The 18438-nt window shown below is 43.9% G+C and carries 14 protein-coding genes, 1 other RNA gene and 3 pseudogenes; 13 read left to right on the plus strand and 5 right to left on the minus strand.

Annotation, left to right across the window (positions count from 1 at the left end; translation table 11 throughout):
- Positions 1-212 precede the first annotated feature (212 nt).
- The 5 genes and pseudogenes from V6N89_RS03995 to rnpB all read left to right on the plus strand — a co-directional run bounded on the left by V6N89_RS03995 (position 213) and on the right by rnpB (position 5962).
- Positions 213-869 carry an NAD(P)H-dependent oxidoreductase gene (locus V6N89_RS03995; protein WP_338516442.1) on the plus strand — a complete coding sequence of 219 codons (657 nt, stop codon included), beginning with the start codon at positions 213-215 and terminating at the stop codon, positions 867-869.
- A 230-nt stretch (positions 870-1099) separates the two neighbouring features.
- Positions 1100-1450, plus strand: a complete 351-nt coding sequence (locus V6N89_RS04000; protein WP_338516443.1) for a hypothetical protein — start codon at positions 1100-1102, stop codon at positions 1448-1450.
- 75 nt (positions 1451-1525) lie between these two features.
- Complete coding sequence (gene secD / locus V6N89_RS04005; RefSeq protein ID WP_346993428.1) at positions 1526-4084, plus strand: protein translocase subunit SecD; 2559 nt, start codon at positions 1526-1528, stop codon at positions 4082-4084.
- Positions 4085-4103: 19 nt separating this feature from the next.
- Positions 4104-5553: pseudogene (locus V6N89_RS21675) on the plus strand (potassium/proton antiporter).
- Between the two features lie 57 nt (positions 5554-5610).
- Positions 5611-5962: RNase P RNA component class A (gene rnpB, locus V6N89_RS04020), an RNA gene on the plus strand.
- A 353-nt stretch (positions 5963-6315) separates the two neighbouring features.
- On the opposite strand, the gene V6N89_RS04025 is transcribed toward rnpB, so the two are convergent.
- On the minus strand, positions 6316-7176 hold the full coding sequence (locus V6N89_RS04025; protein WP_346993430.1) for a S1 family peptidase: 861 nt from the start codon (positions 7174-7176) through the stop codon (positions 6316-6318).
- A gap of 206 nt (positions 7177-7382) precedes the next feature.
- Here V6N89_RS04025 and V6N89_RS04030 point away from each other — a divergent pair, with 206 nt between their 5' ends.
- The 6 genes and pseudogenes from V6N89_RS04030 (at position 7383) to V6N89_RS04055 (ending at position 14922) form a co-directional block, all read left to right on the plus strand.
- Positions 7383-8225, plus strand: a complete 843-nt coding sequence (locus V6N89_RS04030; protein WP_346993431.1) for a PAS domain-containing protein — start codon at positions 7383-7385, stop codon at positions 8223-8225.
- A 76-nt stretch (positions 8226-8301) separates the two neighbouring features.
- Positions 8302-9774, plus strand: a complete 1473-nt coding sequence (locus V6N89_RS04035; protein ID WP_346993432.1) for a PAS domain-containing hybrid sensor histidine kinase/response regulator — start codon at positions 8302-8304, stop codon at positions 9772-9774.
- 240 nt (positions 9775-10014) lie between these two features.
- A pseudogene (locus V6N89_RS04040) lies at positions 10015-11594 on the plus strand (amidohydrolase).
- Positions 11595-11596: 2 nt separating this feature from the next.
- Entirely contained in the window at positions 11597-13144 is a 1548-nt protein-coding gene (locus V6N89_RS04045; protein WP_338516451.1) for a phospholipase D family protein, read from the plus strand.
- A gap of 103 nt (positions 13145-13247) precedes the next feature.
- Positions 13248-14234, plus strand: a complete 987-nt coding sequence (locus V6N89_RS04050) for a hypothetical protein (protein ID WP_338516452.1) — start codon at positions 13248-13250, stop codon at positions 14232-14234.
- 64 nt (positions 14235-14298) lie between these two features.
- Positions 14299-14922, plus strand: a complete 624-nt coding sequence (locus V6N89_RS04055; protein WP_431189766.1) for a mechanosensitive ion channel family protein — start codon at positions 14299-14301, stop codon at positions 14920-14922.
- 83 nt (positions 14923-15005) lie between these two features.
- Here V6N89_RS04055 and V6N89_RS04060 read toward each other — a convergent pair whose 3' ends face one another.
- The gene (locus V6N89_RS04060) at positions 15006-15782 is read right to left on the minus strand and encodes a DUF481 domain-containing protein (RefSeq protein ID WP_338516453.1); all 777 of its coding nucleotides are present in this window, start codon (positions 15780-15782) and stop codon (positions 15006-15008) included.
- Between the two features lie 31 nt (positions 15783-15813).
- Positions 15814-16116, minus strand: coding sequence for an META domain-containing protein (locus V6N89_RS04065; RefSeq protein ID WP_346993435.1), 303 nt, complete (start codon positions 16114-16116; stop codon positions 15814-15816).
- 218 nt (positions 16117-16334) lie between these two features.
- On the opposite strand from V6N89_RS04065, the gene V6N89_RS04070 reads away from it, so the two are divergent.
- Together V6N89_RS04070 and V6N89_RS04075 are read left to right on the plus strand one after the other, a co-directional pair.
- Positions 16335-16691 (plus strand): MliC family protein, encoded by a 357-nt coding sequence (locus tag V6N89_RS04070; protein WP_338516455.1) that lies wholly within the window; start codon positions 16335-16337, stop codon positions 16689-16691.
- 105 nt (positions 16692-16796) lie between these two features.
- Positions 16797-17725: pseudogene (locus V6N89_RS04075) on the plus strand (DMT family transporter).
- A gap of 4 nt (positions 17726-17729) precedes the next feature.
- On the opposite strand, the gene V6N89_RS04080 reads toward V6N89_RS04075, so the two are convergent.
- Both V6N89_RS04080 and V6N89_RS04085 read right to left on the minus strand, forming a co-directional pair.
- The gene (locus tag V6N89_RS04080) at positions 17730-17978 is read right to left on the minus strand and encodes a transporter substrate-binding domain-containing protein (protein ID WP_346993436.1); all 249 of its coding nucleotides are present in this window, start codon (positions 17976-17978) and stop codon (positions 17730-17732) included.
- Positions 17979-17985: 7 nt separating this feature from the next.
- Entirely contained in the window at positions 17986-18408 is a 423-nt protein-coding gene (locus V6N89_RS04085) for a hypothetical protein (protein WP_346993437.1), read from the minus strand.
- Positions 18409-18438 lie beyond the last annotated feature (30 nt).

Genomic DNA, 18438 nt, shown 5'->3' on the forward strand with positions numbered 1-18438 from the left:
TACGTGCATTGCTCGTTTTTGGCTAGGTCAGTCTGACTGAGGGCTGTTTTTTGATGAGCGATTAATAAAGCACGGTTACATGCTGTCGCGATATATTTTCAACAATTTGTTGAAACTGATTTGTTTTTAATAGGACTTATCATTAAAAGCAATATAACTAACATACACCACATCGATTCCCGTATACAGAATAAACACTGAGGAGCAATTTAATGTCTCATCCAATTATCGAAGACCTAAACAAGCGTTACACGGTTAAGAAATATGACAGCAACAAGCGCATTTCCGCTCAAGATCTAGATGTTATTCTTGAGGCTATGAGGTTGTCTGCATCGTCTATCAACTCGCAGCCTTGGAAATTTGTTGTGGTAGAAAGTGACGAGGCAAAACAACGTTTGCACGACACCTTTGCTAATAAACATCAGTTCAATCAGCTTCATGCTAAAGAAGCATCGCATGTTATTTTGTTTGCTTATGACCCTAAATTTACTAAAGAGAAATTTGTAAAAAGGGTTGATGCTGAGGTTGCTTCAGGCCACTTGCCAGCGGATATGCGCGAGAACTTCATGGGTGCGTATGCGTTTGCCGAGATGAACACCGATGAGAACGGCAATAATGCAGAGTGGACGAAAGCACAGGTTTACTTAGCGTTAGGTAATGTTTTACACACAGTGGCGCGTTTAGGTATTGCCTCAACGCCAATGGAAGGTGTAGATCCTGAGCTTATTGGTGAGTTATTTAAAGACGAGCTAGATGGGCATGTTTGTGAAGTGGCACTGGCGATGGGTTACCCAGATACCAAAGAAGACTGGAACTACGGTTTGCCGAAAGCGCGCCTAGCAAAAGACGATGTTATCGCCGTTGTGTAACAGCAAAAAAACAATGATATAAAATATATGCCCTGCGAAGTCAGGGCTTTGTTGTTTTTGCATGCGCATATTGTCTCTTCCTTGAATCGCGGTTACTCTACCCCCATTTTTTCTTAGTCTTTGAGTAAAAGCTGTTATCGATAAAACAATTATTGATGACTCGTTATAGACTAAATTTTTGAGATGTCGTTCTGAAACTAGCTCGTTCACGTTCAACGTATTTTCAGTACATGCCGCTAATGCTGGCATGGGCGTTGTCGTGTCTGATCTTAAGTGCGAGTTTTCAAAATAGTGAGATTGCGACACAAGCACAGATAACCAAGCAATCGCCGCTTGCCCAGTTTAATCACGCGGGTAATAACTACTCGCTACGCTTTAACGGCGCAAAGCTCTATAACGCGAATCCTAACAGCCGCAATAACGATACTGACGGCGATGATGTCTCGCTAGTCTTATCGTTTCCGCTTAGTTCCTTCGCATCCACAGTTGTTGATGCTCCTCACGTTGTTTATTGCTTCAATAAACAAACCTCTGATCCGTATCGTTTAAGGCCCCGAGGTCCACCTTACTTCCTGTCATAAAACACAATAACGAGTAATTCACGCGCCCAAGCGCGGTTTTGCTTTGCCCAATTTTTTATTTCAGGAAAACATAAAATGACACGATTTTCATTTCGTGGCGTTGTGTATGTGCTTATTGTTTTATTAGGCCTAATCAGCGCTGCGCCCAATATTTTGCCACAACCGCTACAACAACAGTTACCTCACTGGTATGCCTCTCACACGTTATCACTGGGGCTGGATCTCCAAGGTGGCTCTCACTTACTTCTCGAGGCTGATGCTGATGCGTTGATAAAAAAACAGCTAGACGGTTTTTCCAGTGACTTACTGAGTGAGTTGAGAGCGCAGGGTATCCGCTATACCAAACAATCTAACTCCAAAGCCTCAAATGACCATACAAGCGGCTTAGTACTTACGTTACGCGATGCTAACGATTCACGAAAAGTCAAAGACTTGGCGTTTAAAGTCTCTGCGCAGCCTTCGGGGGTAGGTGCGCTTAATGTTGATATTGATGATGATATTTTGCGTCTTTCATTAAGTGAACAGTACGTTCAAAAGCTATTGAAAGATGCACTTGCGCGAAGTGTAGAAGTCGTTCGAAAACGCTTAAACGAAACAGGGTTAACTGAGCCCAGTGTTACCCTTCAAGGGCGTGACGGCATATTGGTGCAAATGCCGGGCGTGTCAGACCCAAGCCAAGTTAAAAAGCTACTTGGCACCACCGCACAAATGACATTTCACTGGCAAGTTAACAGTCACTCTGGGCAATCAATGGCCAAGCAGGACGAGCAGGGCAACGTGTATAAACTTGAGCAGCGTGTAGCGCTAGAAGGAGAGCACATCACTGATGCGTCTGGCGTGTTAAGTTCAGAAACCGGGCAACCCGTTGTTACGTTCAAACTAGATAGTACAGGCGCCAAGCAATTTGCCGCAATGACGCGAGAAAATATTGGTCGCGTACTGGCTATCGTGCTTGACGATAAAGTAGTAACTGCACCATTAATTAACACGGCTATTCCTGGTGGACGAGGGGAGATTACCGGTAATTTCACTCTTCCAGAAGCACACAACGTTGCATTGATGCTACGAACTGGCGCATTGCCTGTGCCACTAGATATCATTGAGGAGCGTACAGTAGGGCCTGATTTAGGCAGTGACGCAATTCAAACTGGCATTGAAAGTGGCGTGGCAGGTGCACTGATGGTGCTTGCCTTTATGGTGGCCATTTACGGTCGATGGGGGGCAATTGCAAGCTTTGCGCTATGTATCAATATGGCCCTCGTGTTTGGCGCGTTAACGCTATTTGGTGCAACGCTCACTTTGCCAGGCATCGCTGGTCTTATTTTAACCATGGGTATGGCAGTTGATGCCAATATTCTAATTAACGAACGTATTAGAGAAGAGAGCCGAAAAGGGCGTCCGGCACTAAGTGCTATCAAAGTCGGCTTTGAAAAAGCCTTTGCCACCATTGTTGATTCTAACTTCACCACGCTCATTGCCGTAAGTTTGCTGTTTATGTTTGGCAGCGGGCCAATTAAAGGCTTTGCCATTACCATTGCACTTGGGTTGATATCGTCGGTCTTTACCGCAGTAGCGTTAACTAAAATGCTTATGTTGTGTGTTGTAAAACTGAGAAAAGGGCGTGTAGCAGAACGTGAACCTCTACCTTTTAACTCGCACCTTATTCGCTTAAGCGATACGTTGAAGGGAATCAACTTTTTGTCGAGGCGCAAAATAGCGTTGTCACTGTCAGTACTGTTAACTCTGCTTTCAATTGGACTGTTTGCTAAGCCCGGTTTGCATTATGGCGTTGATTTTACCGGCGGCACTATGATTGAGCTCACCGCGCCCGCGCTATCAACGGACGAACTTCGCAATGTAATTAGAAGTAGCGGTTTTGAGCAGGTGGCTATACAAGAATATGGCAGTGCAAATCACTATTTATTGCGTGCTCCTTTGCAAAGCAGCGATAGTGAGAACAACCAAAGTTCTGGTGCCATGTCTTATACCGATACACTAAAAGCCTCAATTCAACAGGCCGACGGTGACGTAGTATTTGATAAAGTGGACGTTGTTGGGCCAAAGGTAAGCGGCGGCTTTGCGGAGCTTTCCATACTTGCGTTGTTAATCGCAGGAGCGGGCATGTTGATGTACCTGTGGGCAAGATTTGAAGCACATTTTGCCACGGCAGCGCTGTTAACTGTACTGCTGGATTTAACCAAAACCATTGGCTTTTTCGCATTAACCGGGATTGAATTTAACTTAACAGCGGTGGCCGCACTGCTTGCGCTTATCGGTTATTCCATCAACGATAAAGTAGTGGTACTCGACCGTATTCGCGAACTTTTACGCATTGATGCAAACAAACCGTTAGCCGACACGATCAATGATGCGGTAAATAGTACGTTAAGTCGCACAGTATTTACGTCAATCACAACCTTGCTAGCGTTACTCCCAATGGCACTTTTTGGTGGGGATGCCGTCGAAAGTTTTGCCGTTCCTATGGTATTTGCTGTTGTTATAGGCACATCATCTACCCTGTTCATCACTTCAACCTTGCTATATTTATTAGGTAAGCGGCGAGAGCGACTTGGCAAAGCGCAGCTTAAGCCAACAGCAGAGGAGGTGAAAGCCTCTCTTGCCCACATACCATAGCGGAAACAAGGACCTCGACATGTTTGCAGTTGATCACATATTACTTCTCAGCGCCATGCTAGCTATTTTTGGTGTGCTGGCGAGTAAGTTATCACCGCGTTTCGGGGTGCCTGTTTTGGTGTTGTTTTTAGGCGTCGGCATGTTGGCAGGAGAGGACGGCATTGGCCGTATCTTTTTTGACAACGCTGACGCGGCACACGCCATTGGGACATTGGCACTTATTCTTATTTTGTTTGATGGAGGCCTACAAACCTCCAAAAAGTCTATTAAACAGGCGTGGAAGCCCGCCGCGCTTTTAGCCACTTTTGGGGTAGTCGGTACCGCCGCTATCACAGGCCTTGCGGCTATGTTTATACTAGAGTTGCCCTTATACAAAGGACTACTTATAGGGGCGATCGTTGGCTCGACCGATGCCGCCGCCGTGTTTTCGGTATTGCGCAATGCGGGAATACGCATACCTAACAAGGTGAAGTCCACTCTAGAGCTAGAGAGTGCATCGAACGATCCCATGGCTATATTTCTGACCATAGGGCTTATCACTATTATTCAAGATAGCACCACTAGCGCCATTGATTTAGTCGGCCTGTTTGCCAGTCAAATGGGCGTTGGCGCGCTTATTGGTGTTGCTATTGGTGCGCTGGCAGTATGGCTGTTGCGACACATATCGCTAATGGCAATTGGGCTATACCCCGTTTTTGTGATGCTTTTTGGCGTGCTTTCATTTGGTGTGGCCGCCAATTTAAACGGCAGCGGTTTTTTAGCTACGTTCATTAGGTGTAATTGTAGGAAACAGCCGCTTTGCCTACCAACGTAATACTTTTGTATTTCTAGACGGCCTCGCTTGGCTTAGCCAAATTGCCATGTTCGTTATTCTTGGCTTATTAGTTACACCTACTGAGCTTTTTGTTAATTGGAAGGAAGGGCTTTTGATCGCGGCTGTGCTTATTTTCGTTGCAAGGCCACTAGTGGTGATGCCGATGTTGCTGCTTTCTCGTTTCCCGCTTAATGCATCAGTACTTATTTCATGGGTAGGGTTACGCGGGTCAGTGCCCATTATCCTCTCTATTTTCCCGCTTATTTTTAACATGGACTATGCTGAGCTAATTTTTAACGTCGTGTTTTTCATTGTATTAATATCTGCATTACTTCAAGGCTCTACCTTACCTTTCGCGGCACGAAAATTAGGTCTTGTTATTAACAGTGAGGCGGCCTCTTCTAAAACCCTCGAAATTGTGAAGATTGCGAAAAGTAAAAGAGAGCTCATTGAAATAGTGCTAGCGACACCGTCAAACGCCATTGATAAAACGGTCAGCGAGTTGTCATTGCCTGAAGACACTGTGGTCGCCATGATTGCTCGCAAAGACAAGACCCTCATTCCCAAAGGGAAAACCCGTTTTAAAGAAGGGGACAACGTATTTGTCATTACTAAATTGCCAGATAAAGCAAAAGTGGAGCGCTGCTTTATTTAGCGCGGCTTTTAGCTTTGTTTATCGCTATTGGCGTGTTCTTCATGTAGAATGCGCCGCGGAGTTGGCCAGGCAACCGTCGCTTTCGTAAGAAAGGGGAGGAAAGTCCGGGCTCCAAAGGGCAGGGTGCCAGATAACGTCTGGGCGGCGCGAGCCGACGACAAGTGCAGCAGAGAGAAGACCGCCTAAGCATGTTCGCATGCCGGTAAGGCTGAAAGGGTGCGGTAAGAGCGCACCGCGCCTCTGGTAACAGAGTGTGGCGAGGTAAACTCCACCCGGAGCAAGACCAAATAGGATCCCTTAACGTGTGGCCCGCATGGGGATCGGGTAGGTTGCTTGAATCAGTGAGCGATTGCTGATCTAGAGGAATGGTTGCCCACGACAGAACCCGGCTTATCGGCCAACTCCACATTTCTTAAAGCTTTTCACAGCTCACCCTTCCTATTATTTTGAGGGTGAATAGCGCTATTAGTAGACCCTAGTAGTGGCGCAACAAAAAACAGCTAAAGACTAGAGCGTGTTGACCTTTGCGGTACACTTTTTGTTCATTCCAAGCGAGTATCAGGCAATGAACGAGTTGCGTGGTTTGGTTATTCCAAATTAGCGACGAGTAAAGCCGCATGAGGCTCGCTTGGATGAACCTTTCAGGCAGCAATTGTTTAGCATTTATACTGCGTCTGCGCACACTTATGTAGATGGCTACACGACGTGTGCACTTCCTTGTCTAAATGCTAAACACTTTGCTGCAAAAACGTACGGCAAAGGTCAACACGCTCTAATGGATTCACAAATTTGGCCAATGTTGTCAGGCGTCATACCTGATTGTAAAAAAGGGTCTTGTGACGCTATTCTGCTGCGCTGTTCTTTGTCTGCCGCAATTACCTCATCTATCCATTCAGCGTGGACAGATACTCTGGTGTAAAGCTCTTTTACGCCATATTCGCCAACACCCTTAAACCAAGAACCTGTTCTTGAGCTTATACCGAGCAAATAATATTCCCCATCAACTGCTATAAATGCAGGACCTCCGCTATCTCCGTTTCCAGAAACGCCTTCTAATTCAACCCCGTCATCCTCCGAATCAAAAATAAACGTTAAGTCTGATTTTGACACCGACTCAACCCTATTTCGCGCTTTACGTAGTGTTCCATTGTTATCTTTATAGCCGACAGTTTCACCTGTTAACCCAGTACCAGTGCCGCCACTACCAATAAACCATACGGTCTGGCCATCTTCGTTGTGTTTACGATATATTTTTGCAGGCTGAGCATTAACTACTGGCGCTTTCAGTTTTATGAGTGCCAAATCGTTATTTTTGCCCAGTTTGTAAGTTGGATAGCTGTATCTTGCTTCAACTTCAGCACGCTCATCGCCAATCTTAATAATTTGCCCTTCATCTAGACAAAAAACAGTATGTGCAGCAGTGAGCACCCATTGAGGCGCAATCAATGTTCCATGCACGCCTATGTTGTAAAACGTAGCAAGAGGGGGAAAGTCATCCTGATTTGCAAGATAATCGTTTGCAGGTTTGTCATGCCTTATGACTATGGCATTTGAATTGCCAGCCAATACAAAGGTTGCCAGCAAGGTAACGCTTAACATTTTAAGTAGGTAAGGTTTTTTCATTGGGTGTTTTGTTTGATTGCGAACACCAATTAGGGTATCTAAGTACAAACGAATAGTGTGTTATCAAATGTAACTATTTATTTGTAAATTTGGCGTTTTTGTTCGATAAGTTACTTTGCTTATCGAACAAAAGTAGACCTTACATCATATTAGCTTATACTTTAGTTTACAAAACGTTTCATTCAACCGCATGCAGTGAGGGTGTCGTGTTGCAGTCAGAGAATTATCTTTACACCGAGCTCAAAGCGCTGCTTCGAGAAGATGAGCAAGTTTTCGATTTCATTGAAAGCGCGTCTCTTGATGGAATGTGGTTTTGGGATTTAGAGAACCCAGAACACGAATGGATGAGCCCTGGTTTTTGGACAACGCTTGGCTATAACCCCGACACTAAACGCCACCTTGCCAGTGAATGGCAAGACATCATCAATCAAGATGATTTAGAACACGCCACGGCAAATTTCAAAGCGCACTGCGAAAACCCCAATCATCCCTACGACCAAATTGTTAGATATACTCACAAAAGCGGGAAAACGGTTTGGATCCGCTGCCGCGGAGTGGCCATTAGGGATGCCGAGGGTAAGCCAGTAAGGATGCTAGGCACCCACACAGATGTTACTGCACTGAAAGAGAAAGATATTGAGCAGCTTGAACAAGAAAGGGCGCAATCATTAGCGTTCAAAAAGCAAGCAGAGCTATTAAGTAAACTGGAAAAAACCGCCAACATAGGCACATGGGAGGCGGATTTACAAACTAACCAGGTAGTGTGGAGTGAACAGACCAAAAGAATCCATGAAGTGCCTGATGATTTCCTACCGAGCATTGAAGACGGTATCTCGTTTTATAAAGAAGGAAGAAGTCGCGAGCTTATTGCCGAGGCCGTAGAGCAAGGTATAAACCAAGGGAAATCATGGGACTTAGAGCTTGAGCTTATTACCTTTACTGGCAAGAACATTTGGGTAAGAGCACACGGCAACCCCATTTTCACTAACGAAAAATGCACCAAGCCTCTTTGGTGTATTTCAAGATATTACTGCCCAAAAAGAGGCTGAAGCACGCATAAAAGTAGAACGTGAAAAGGCGCTTGCCAGCGCAATTCGACTGCAGCTTGCCAATGATGCAATCGAAATGGGGGTGTGGGAATGGGACATTAAGAACAATGACTTGATGTGGGATGAGTGGATGTATCGCCTATATGGGGTTGAGAAAGCATCATTTAGCGGCGCTATCGAAGCTTGGGAAAGTGCAGTTCATCCAGAAGACCTCGATTTTGCGAAAACATTATTTTTCAAAGCTATTGCCAGTGGTGAAATTTACGATACTGAATTTAGAATAGTGCTTCCGTCAGGGGAGATAAAGCACATTAAAGCAAACGGAAAGGTGGTCTTCGACAGCAAAAATAATCCGGTAAAAGTAATAGGCGTTAACCATGATATTTCAGACAGAATAAGAACGCTTGAGGTGTTGGAGCTAGAAAAACTTAGAGCAGAAGCCGCAACACAAGCAAAGAGCGATTTTCTTGCAAACATGAGCCATGAAATACGCACGCCAATGAATGCCATTCTTGGCGGCTTACAGCTGTTGAAAACGGCGAAACTTGATAACAAACAAACAACTATCCTTAACAATGCCGCATTTTCGGCTCAAAGTCTGCTTACCATAATTAACGACATACTCGACTACTCAAAAATTGAATCGAATACGTTGAGTATTGAAAACGTCCCTTTTACTCTTAATGAAGTATTGAGCTCGATAAAATATGATGTTGACGGCCTTGTCAGCACTAAGGGCATCGATTTCAGCATTGATGTAGAAAGTGATTTTGTTGACGGTTGGTATGGCGATATTGTCAGAGTAAAACAGATTTTACTCAATTTAGTGTCAAATGCCGTTAAATTCACCGAAGAAGGTTCTGTGCTTGTAAAAGTTAGCTATGGCACGCTTAACCATACTAAAGCTATTCGCGTTGATGTTATAGACTCGGGTATAGGCATGAGTGAAGACGCGCAGGCTAGAATTTTTGACCGATTCTCACAAGCCGACTCTTCCACAACGCGCAAGTATGGTGGAACAGGTTTGGGCATGTCAATCACGCTTTGCCTTATTGAGATGATGAAAGGCGATATAAAGCTAAAAAGCACACCGGGTGAAGGGACAACAGTCTCTGTATGGTTGCCGCTTGAGCGCCGAGTGATAGAAAGTAAGGAAGAGATTTCAAAATCGGTAACTGCGCCGTTAATAATGGGCAAGAAGATCCTTATTGCAGAGGATAATGCAATAAATCAAGTGGTTATTCAGACAATGCTTGAACCGACAAAAGCGGCACTGGTGACTGTCGATAATGGGTTACAAGCTATTAATGCTGTAAAAAATGAAGATTTTGATCTGATCCTAATGGATATTCACATGCCTGAAATGGACGGGATGGGGGCACAAAAAGCCATCGCCGCGTTAAAACCCCATGTACCTGTGATTGCGCTAACTGCAAACGTTATGGCCGAGGATGTAGCGCTATATTTGCAGAAGGGCTTTTCAAGCCACATACCAAAGCCAGTGGACATGAATATTCTATACGGGTTGTTGAATCAGTTTTTAAAGTGATTTCGCAAAAAAAGCAAGCTATCTTTTATTGTTGTGAGGCGATGTAGAGCTTAATAGAAAAAATAATTAATGCGTAACGAGCACAGCGGAGAGCGCACGGTGACAAATCAACGCACAACTTGGGTACATTCACTATTCATTTTAATGATTTCAAGCTTAGTATTTTCATGCGCATCAGTGACAACGCATAACAAACAGAGCCAGTCTGCAACGCTTTATAAGGGGGGCCAAATTCTTACCATGGAAGGCGACACACCCGTATATGAAGAAGCGGTTGTTGAGCTAGGTGGAAAGATAGCCTTTATTGGTTCGCTCAGTGATGCGGAAAAAAGTTTTCCTAAGGCCACGATTTACAATTTAGCTGGCAATACCCTAATTCCAGGGTTTATAGACCCTCATAGCCATTTCAGTATGGTTATAAACGCAGTAGGGCAGGCCAATGTATCGTCGCCACCAGTAGGCCCTGTGCAGAACTTTGCAGACTTGATCAACGAGCTTAAAAGCTACAAAGAACAGTTCAATATACTAAAAGACGAATGGATATTTGCATGGGGATATGATGAAACCCAACTAGAGGAAATGCGTCATATTTCAAAAGCTGAGCTTGACGTCGCCTTTCCAAACAATCCTGTGTATTTGCAGCATACAAGCGGACATCTTGGTATTGCAAACTCCTATGCACTGAAACTTGCCAATATCGATAACACGACGCCTGACCCCGAGGGGGGCAAGATTATCAGGTTTCCGAATAGCCAAGAGCCTACTGGCCAAGTGCAAGAAGTGGCTATTTATTTCTTTGCAGGCAAAGCCATTCAAGAATTTATTCCGAAAAAGGCTGCATTGTTTGCTCGCGCCCAAAAGTACTACCTCAAAAATGGTGTTACGACAGCCCAAGATGGCATGACCGATCCACTGAATATGAAGTTTTTCAAGCAAGTGGCCGCGTCTGGTGAACTGACCATGGACCTTGTAACGGTGCATGGCATGGACAGTATGTTAACGAACAATCTGACATTTGGTGTATACCAAAATGGATTAAAGCCACAGGGCATTAAGCTAATAGCCGATGGTTCGCCCCAAGGAAAAACCGCCTACTTTACAGAGGAGTACTTAACAGAGGTCGACGGCTGTGAAGCAAACTGCGTGGGCTATCCCCATATGAGCCAAGAAAACTTAGATGCGCTGATGTTACGCGGGTACAAAAACGGGTTTCAAATGTTCATTCACGGCAATGGTGATGCAGCGATAGATATGATCATTAAAGCACATGAAAAAGCCTGTGCGACATTGGGTGAGCCAATGGATATGGACCGCAGAACAGTAGTTATACACTCTCAGTTTTTAAGGCCTGACCAATTAGAAACCTTCAAGCGATATAACATCATGCCTTCATTTTTTACCAACCATGCCTACTTTTTTGGCGATGTTCATGTCGAGAACCTTGGACCCCAAAGGGCTCACTTTTTAAGTCCACTAAACGCTGCTAGTGAGATGGGGTTGATTTACACTAATCATTCAGATGAAACGGTGACACCTATCGACCCCATATTTGGTGTGCATACCGCCGTCAACCGTCTGACCCGTTCTGGTCAAGTCTTGGGGAAAGCGCAGCGAGTTCCCCCTACATTGCACTTAAGGGGGTAACGATAAATGCAGCACACCAAATTTTTGATGAGAATGTTAAAGGCAGCTTAGCCAAGGGGAAATTAGCAGATTTTGTGATCCTTGATAAAACCCCAATCGAAGTAAATCCTTTAAACATAAAGGATATTAACGTGATCGCTACAATTAAAAATGGCAAAGAAGTGTTTAGTAAATAAGTATGATAATTAAAGGCTTGTTTACTAAAATACGGCTGGTTAGAGGGCTAATCAATAAAAGCGTACTGAGCGTTAGCCTTATTTTACTGCTGGCAGCGTGTTCTTCTATGCCATACGACCCTGCGACTCGCACGTCATCGTTTCATAAAGGCTTTGATAATAGTTCACACTTGGCTGAGTATTTCACTCAATATCAACCGGACAATGCATCGCTATCAGGGTTTTCGCCTCTGGGGGGGGGGCAGTCTTCGTTTTCTACTCGCCTTGAGCTTATCAAGCTGGCCAACTCAACTATCGACCTTCAGTACTACATTTTTAAAGATGACAAAGCGAGTCGAGCTATCTTACTGCGCTTGCAAGATGCTGCAAATAGAGGGGTAAGAATTCGTATTTTAGTCGATGGTATGCAGCAGGTAACTGATTCTCGTATTGTAAAACTGGCTTTGCATGAGAATGTCGAAATAAGAATGTTTAACCCTTTAAAGTATAACGGCTTGAGGTTTCTCTCTTATTTATCAGAATTTGAAAGGGTAAATAGGAGAATGCACAATAAAAGTATAACTGTTGATGGGGTGACTTCTGTTATAGGAGGGCGCAACATTGGCAACGAATATTATGCGGTAGCGTCACACGTCGTGTTTAACGACTTTGATGTTTTGCTCTTTGGCGCTATTGTAGAGAATATTGCACAACAGTTTGATGACTATTGGAATAGCCATTATGCGGTGCCGACCTATATGCTGTACCCAGATGTGGGTACAACAAAAAACGGTTTGTTTAACGAAGCAGAAACCAATGCGCTTACACGCGTTATAGACAAAGCAGAGCAATTAGAGGGCGCCATTCTATTCCCGTCCTTACAAGCTCAAGGCTCTCCTTGGTTTTACGGAAACGCGATACTTGGCTACGACGACCCGAATAAAGTGCATAGCGATTCTAGGCAACTTGTTGAGTTACTAACCGACGTACTTAACAAAACCAGTAAAACGCTCACTATTGTTTCTCCCTACTTCGTACCTACAGAAGACGGTGTTAATGCACTGATTAGGGCTTCACAGCGAGGCATTGATATTACGATTGTAACAAACAGCCTGGCTTCAACTGATGTATTTGCTGTGCATGGATGGTATGCAAAGTATCGCAAATCGCTTGTCAACGCTGGCATTCAATTGTGGGAAGTCAAAGCTACAGGGGATAAAGCGTCATTTGGCATAACGACAGGTTCTAGTAAAGCGAGCCTTCATGCTAAACTTTTGGTCATCGACGATGACATATTCGCCACGGGCTCAATGAATATGGACCCTCGATCAGGGAATTTAAATACGGAGTTAATGGTATTTTTGACCAGCCCAGAATTTGTTTCTTTTATCAAACCAGTAATGCGCGAGCGCCTTACAGAAAGTGCTTACAAGGTAGAGGTAAATAACGACAAACTTATTTGGCGCGATTTACAAAGTAATACCATTACTGAACATGAGCCTGATGCAAGTGTATTTCGGCGTTTTGGCGCGTGGATAGCGGGGCTGTTGCCAATAGAACAACTGCTTTAAGCAATGTTCAGCTTTATCACATTACTTGAAACAGGCCTTTACGATCTTATCGTTTCGATAAAACGTAAATTAATTAACTAAAACTGCTCGAGACTCGTCAAGCATGACGTCTTTCAATAGAAAAGTTATACAAATAGGGCACTGCGGATTATTTCAATGGGTTGCATGCCAGGCGCAAGCTGTTCGCTTATGTGCTTTCGCATTGCTATCAACCCTATTGCTCCCTCCTACTGCATTTGCACAACTTCAGCCGCTGTTGTCCCAGCCACAAACCGTAGAGGAAGAGCCTCAGTCTGAACTTGCTACTCCCCGAGATACTTCGAGGAGCATTTTACAGTCCCTTGCCAACCCTTTAGAGAACCGTCTTTCAAGTAGTTTTATAACGCGACCTACGTCGGATTTATCAAGAGAGTCGATTATTGAGGTCATTGAATTGTTTCCTCATATTGTAGACAGATACGGTGTGCTTATGCCTGTTGCCTTGGTTTCAAATAATCCAGATGGTTCTGAAGAAAACAATCTCACTTCGGACTACGAACAGATAGGTCAGATACGTGCACAGGGGCAAGTTGTCCCTATCTTATTGCAGCGCGTCACGGTGCGAAGTGGAGAAAAGCAATGGCTCGTTTCAAGACAAACCATTAGAGCTATATCTAATCTTGACTTGGAGATTACAAGACCATTTATAGAAACTGTGTCTACCGCTTCGCTGAATGACGCGCGTTTTCGCGGAGCCGCAGTGTCTCACTGGCTAGCAATACCGGTAGCCCTATGTATCGCCTTATTTTTTGCTTGGATGCTATACAAAGGTCTGTGGCGAGCGTCTCAAAGATATATCGAATATTCGGGAAATTCTCGCAACAGCCAAATCCTTTCTTCGAGTATTACACCCCTATGTATGATTTTTGGGGTGTTTATTTTTTACCAACTTGAATTGGCACTTGGGTTGTCAATTTTAGTAAGGCAAGACATGAGCAAGTTAACTGTCTCGGTGATTTGGCTTGCACTATTCATTCTCATCTGGTCTTTACTTAACAATCTGTCTAGTCGTGGCGAACAGATACTTCGACAGAAAAACCGAGTAGCTTAGCGTTTCTCTCATTATCTTTTTTAAAGCTATTGTAAAAAGTATCCTTATTCTTGTTGCTATCATTTTGATACTCGACAACTACGGCGTAGATGTGACTACGGGTATCGCAGCACTTGGGCTAGGAGGAATAGCCATTGCTTTAGGTGCCCAAAAAGCAATCGAAAACATTGTGGGCAGCATTACAATCATCGTTGACCAGCCTTTTAGGGTGGGGGACTTTTGTAAAATGGGCGAATTACTCGGTACGGTTGAGCATATCGGGTTGCGCTCTACTCGCATTCGTACATTGTCAGACACGCTGGTAACGTTTCCAAATGGGGAGCTTTCTACCGCGGAAATCGAAAATTTTACGCTACGGAAAAAGTTCTTACTTCGTACAACGTTGAACTTGCGATACGAGACTTCGTCTGAACATATGCAAGAAATCCTCTCACAACTCAGAGAACTTCTGAAAAATGCTAAAGATGTGATTAACGAAGGCATTAGGGTCAATTTCATCGCTTACGGCGCAGCATCGAAGGATGTTGAAGTGTTTGCGTATATCAGAGCAGCCGATTACGCCATGTTTTTAGCGAAACAAGAGAGTGTGTTGCTGAGCATGTCAAAAATCGTTGAGAGTAACGGAAGTGGTTTTGCGTTCCCGTCTCAAACGCTTTATTTATCTCGAGATACGGCGCCTAGCGAATAGACGCTCTATCTTATTTAAAACAACGGTTTGTGGAATAACTAGAAACGTTATGAATGGGGTTTGTTAGAGCCTAGGGCGTCTTATTAGAACTCGTAACTCAATGAAATGCCGTAATCTACGTCTGTTTTTTCAATATCAATAAACGGTGTGGCGTTGTGTGTGACTTCTATTTCAAATGCCACTGCTACACGTTCCAATATAGGGAATTTCACGCCTCCGACCACAAGGGCTCTTAAATCACTAATATCTTCTAGCGCGGGCTGAAAGTATGCCGATGCGTAAAGTGAGTAGGGGTAGGTGTCTTTGCTGTCATAGACAAAGCGCGTGTAGATATTGGCGCGAATTAAACTATCCTCTAAATCTGTTGCTTCGGAAACTTCAAGTTCATAAAACGCGCCAAGTCCTAAAATGACTTGTGTTTCATTTTGTTCAGATTGTTGGTCAAAGCGGTATCTGACATTGCCGCCTAACAGTTCGCGACGAGATAAGTCTGCAAAATCATCGTACTGATATTGGACAAAGACTTCTGAATCGATGTTGTCACCAAACTGATTAAGTTCCACCCAACGTAAGTGTGCAAACAGTTCATCTTCGTCTCTGACACTATTGGTTTCTGAATAACTATAGTCACCGATAAACACGATGAGGGTTTCATGGGCTCTGTAGCGAAGCAGGTTGTCAAAACCGTACTCTTGCTCATCCTTATTGCCAGACTGACCGTTGATGGTAAACCTTACGTTGCCCGTTAAGCCCTCTGGCGCTGTAATCGCATCGTTGACCTGAACGATTGCTTCGGCCGCTGTGGGTGAAAGCAATGCTAACGCCACAAAAGAGGCGGCATACGGAGTGTATTTTGTCACTGTGAAACCCTTTGCATTAACGCTGCTTTAGCTAGCGTTTATCATTTTCATATTTACTGAAAGTGCGTGAATCGTTTGTTTTTTCTGCGTAAAGAATAAGCGTGTCGTCTTCAACAGAGACTTTTGAAACATTGTTCAAGAATTCAATAAATGCATCGGCGCTGGCTGAATTGTGACAATATTTCTTCGTAACGCCAGAGATAACAATGGACAGGCTTTCATTTCCATCAATAGCGTAGGTACCAAAATACCGATTACATCCATCGTATCCATTTACAATCTCTTGTTGTTCAAACTGAATGGTAGGCGCCTCCTCGCTGTCTGTCTGCGCCATCCACATGCCGCTTATATCTTCAGCTTGATAAAGTGATTGGCACCCGAGTGTTAGAAATAATAACCCAACAACAATTAAGAACTTTGATATAGAAAGAACAGGGGGCTTGCAATCATTGTATTCTTCTCATTTGCTAAACCGAAACCGACTAATTTCTTTATATACATTTATTCGCTATAGTTCAAAAAATATCACTTTTTATAACGGTGACAGAAGGTATGAGAACGATAGCTTTATCTTGCTTATCAACACTACTTTTGACCGGGTGCATGGCTAAGGATAAAGGGCTAAGTTATCGCTATGATTGCGATAACCATTGGATTGTTGATGTGCAGTATGAAAACACTGAAGCAATCGCTAACGCAAGGCTCACATTGAACGACAGGGAATTAGTACTCTATTCAGTAATGGCTGCGTCTGGCGCAAAATACGCTACAGAGAATGGTTTGTCTGAAGGAAAAGGTCTAGTTTGGTGGATAAAAGGTGCCTCGGGCACCCTTTATGAAAACATACTTGACGATAGCGTTGACGACCCATTAGTTGTCCTCACCCATTGCGCTGAATATAAAAGTTGAAGAAAACCGTCTAAAGTGCAAAGAGTATTGGCTTCTAATCCCAATACATAGCCTCATTTCTGCGTACAATCTTTAGTTACACTTTCACCACTAGATTTGCATGGTATGGTTTCACAACAAGGTTTTAAGGGCGTATTTGCTATTGTTATTGCAAGTGTTTTATGGGGAACGACAGGTACAGCGGCTCAGTATGCGCCCGAAATAAGCCCGTTTGCTATAGGCGCCTTTGCAATGGGTGTAGGGGGCGTTCTTTTGTGCTTAACATCTCGAAATTTGCTTTTAAAAGATCGCCATGTGCTCTTAACAAATTTACCCACATTCATATTTGGAAGCCTGTGTGTGGCCATTTATCCATTGGCATTTTATGCGTCAATGCGCTTTTGTGGCGTTGCCATTGGTACGGTGGTGTCTATCGCCAGTGCACCGCTGTTTGCAGCGATTTTCGAATATCTATTCGGCAAAAAAAAGGTGTCAGCACAATGGACAATTAGTTTTCTGTTGGGGGCGCTAGGCATTGTTTTATTAAGCGCTGGCAAAACACCTGATAGCACTGCATCTTTCACTAGTGCCAATACCGAAATTTTAGGCATTATATTAGGACTTGTGGCGGGAGTAACCTATGCTGGCTATTCGTGGGCAGCAAAACAACTCATTAATGCTTAAGCGCACATTCTAAATCAGCGATGGCAAGCTTATTTGGTTGTGCTTCGCTTTTGTTGCTACCTTCACTTTTAGTGACTGGCGACAATTTGTTTTCCAGCCATATAAATACATCCGTTTCGCTTTACATGGCACTCGTCCCTATGTTTTTGGGTTATGTTTTATTTGGGTTCGGGTTGCGTCATGTTGAAGCAAGCCAAGCGACGCTGATAACCCTTATAGAGCCAGTCGTTGCAACGTTATTTGCGGTCTATCTGATAGGAGAAGATTTTTTACCAATAGGCTGGTGTGGCATGGCTTTGGTTTGTTTGTGTCTTGTTATTCAATCTTTCAAACAACGACCTACGCCAGCAATTCCAACATCAACTGTATGAGTATCTACAGTGAAAAGTCGGCGTATTTGTCCAATACAGCTTGAATTTTTCCTGTTTCTCGCAGGTGATCTATCGCTGCATTGATTTTGGGGAGTTTGTCTAGGTGGCGGGTATGAACGCGGATCGCTAAATCACCTTGGGTGTGTATTGGACCAAAAGCGATATCGATTTTATGTTTAGCTGACCAATAGCGAGATACTGTTTCTTCCATAATAATGACGTCGATACGCTTTTTGCCAAGGGCGAGCAGCAAGGTGCTTTCAGATTGAAAATCGAGCTAGGTCAAATCGCTTGTCATCATAATAAACATACCCTGAGATTGTGCCTACGGGTTTTCCATATATGTTATCTACGTTTTTATATTCCAGCTGCTTTTCCGGCAGAGTAATGAAGTATTCTGTTACGGTAAGAATAGGGTGTGAAAAAACAAAGTCGTCATGCGGTTCTTCAGGTGGCAACCAACTGGCACTGAAAAAGTCAAAGTCAAGTTTGCCTGTGTTAAACGCTATCATCGCGCGCTTGGTAGACAGCATCACTTTTTCAGTTTTGATACCAGCGTGGTCCATAATAAGAGGCAATATTTCCACTAATATTCCCTTTCTAGACGCATCGACGGCATTTTCATAAGGCACAGAACTTCCCGACGTGCCAAGGTTGTACCTAAGTACCTCATCGTTGCACATCGCTATTTCACTTGTACAAATAAGTAAAAG

It is taken from the genome of Alteromonas gracilis (genome assembly GCF_036870955.2).
In the GTDB taxonomy this organism is placed as follows: domain Bacteria; phylum Pseudomonadota; class Gammaproteobacteria; order Enterobacterales; family Alteromonadaceae; genus Alteromonas; species Alteromonas gracilis_A.

Bases quoted from the DNA above. Each gene is read 5' to 3' on its own strand.
- V6N89_RS03995 (WP_338516442.1), top strand. From the start codon at position 213: ATGTCTCATCCAATTATCGAAGACCTAAACAAGCGTTACACGGTTAAG.
- V6N89_RS04065 (WP_346993435.1), bottom strand. From the start codon at position 16,116: ATGGCGCAGACAGACAGCGAGGAGGCGCCTACCATTCAGTTTGAACAA.
- V6N89_RS04025 (WP_346993430.1), bottom strand. From the start codon at position 7,176: ATGAAAAAACCTTACCTACTTAAAATGTTAAGCGTTACCTTGCTGGCA.
- V6N89_RS04045 (WP_338516451.1), top strand. From the start codon at position 11,597: ATGATAATTAAAGGCTTGTTTACTAAAATACGGCTGGTTAGAGGGCTA.
- V6N89_RS04000 (WP_338516443.1), top strand. From the start codon at position 1,100: ATGCCGCTAATGCTGGCATGGGCGTTGTCGTGTCTGATCTTAAGTGCG.
- secD (WP_346993428.1), top strand. From the start codon at position 1,526: ATGACACGATTTTCATTTCGTGGCGTTGTGTATGTGCTTATTGTTTTA.
- V6N89_RS04035 (WP_346993432.1), top strand. From the start codon at position 8,302: ATGGGGGTGTGGGAATGGGACATTAAGAACAATGACTTGATGTGGGAT.
- V6N89_RS04085 (WP_346993437.1), bottom strand. From the start codon at position 18,408: ATGTGCAACGATGAGGTACTTAGGTACAACCTTGGCACGTCGGGAAGT.
- V6N89_RS04070 (WP_338516455.1), top strand. From the start codon at position 16,335: ATGAGAACGATAGCTTTATCTTGCTTATCAACACTACTTTTGACCGGG.
- V6N89_RS04050 (WP_338516452.1), top strand. From the start codon at position 13,248: ATGACGTCTTTCAATAGAAAAGTTATACAAATAGGGCACTGCGGATTA.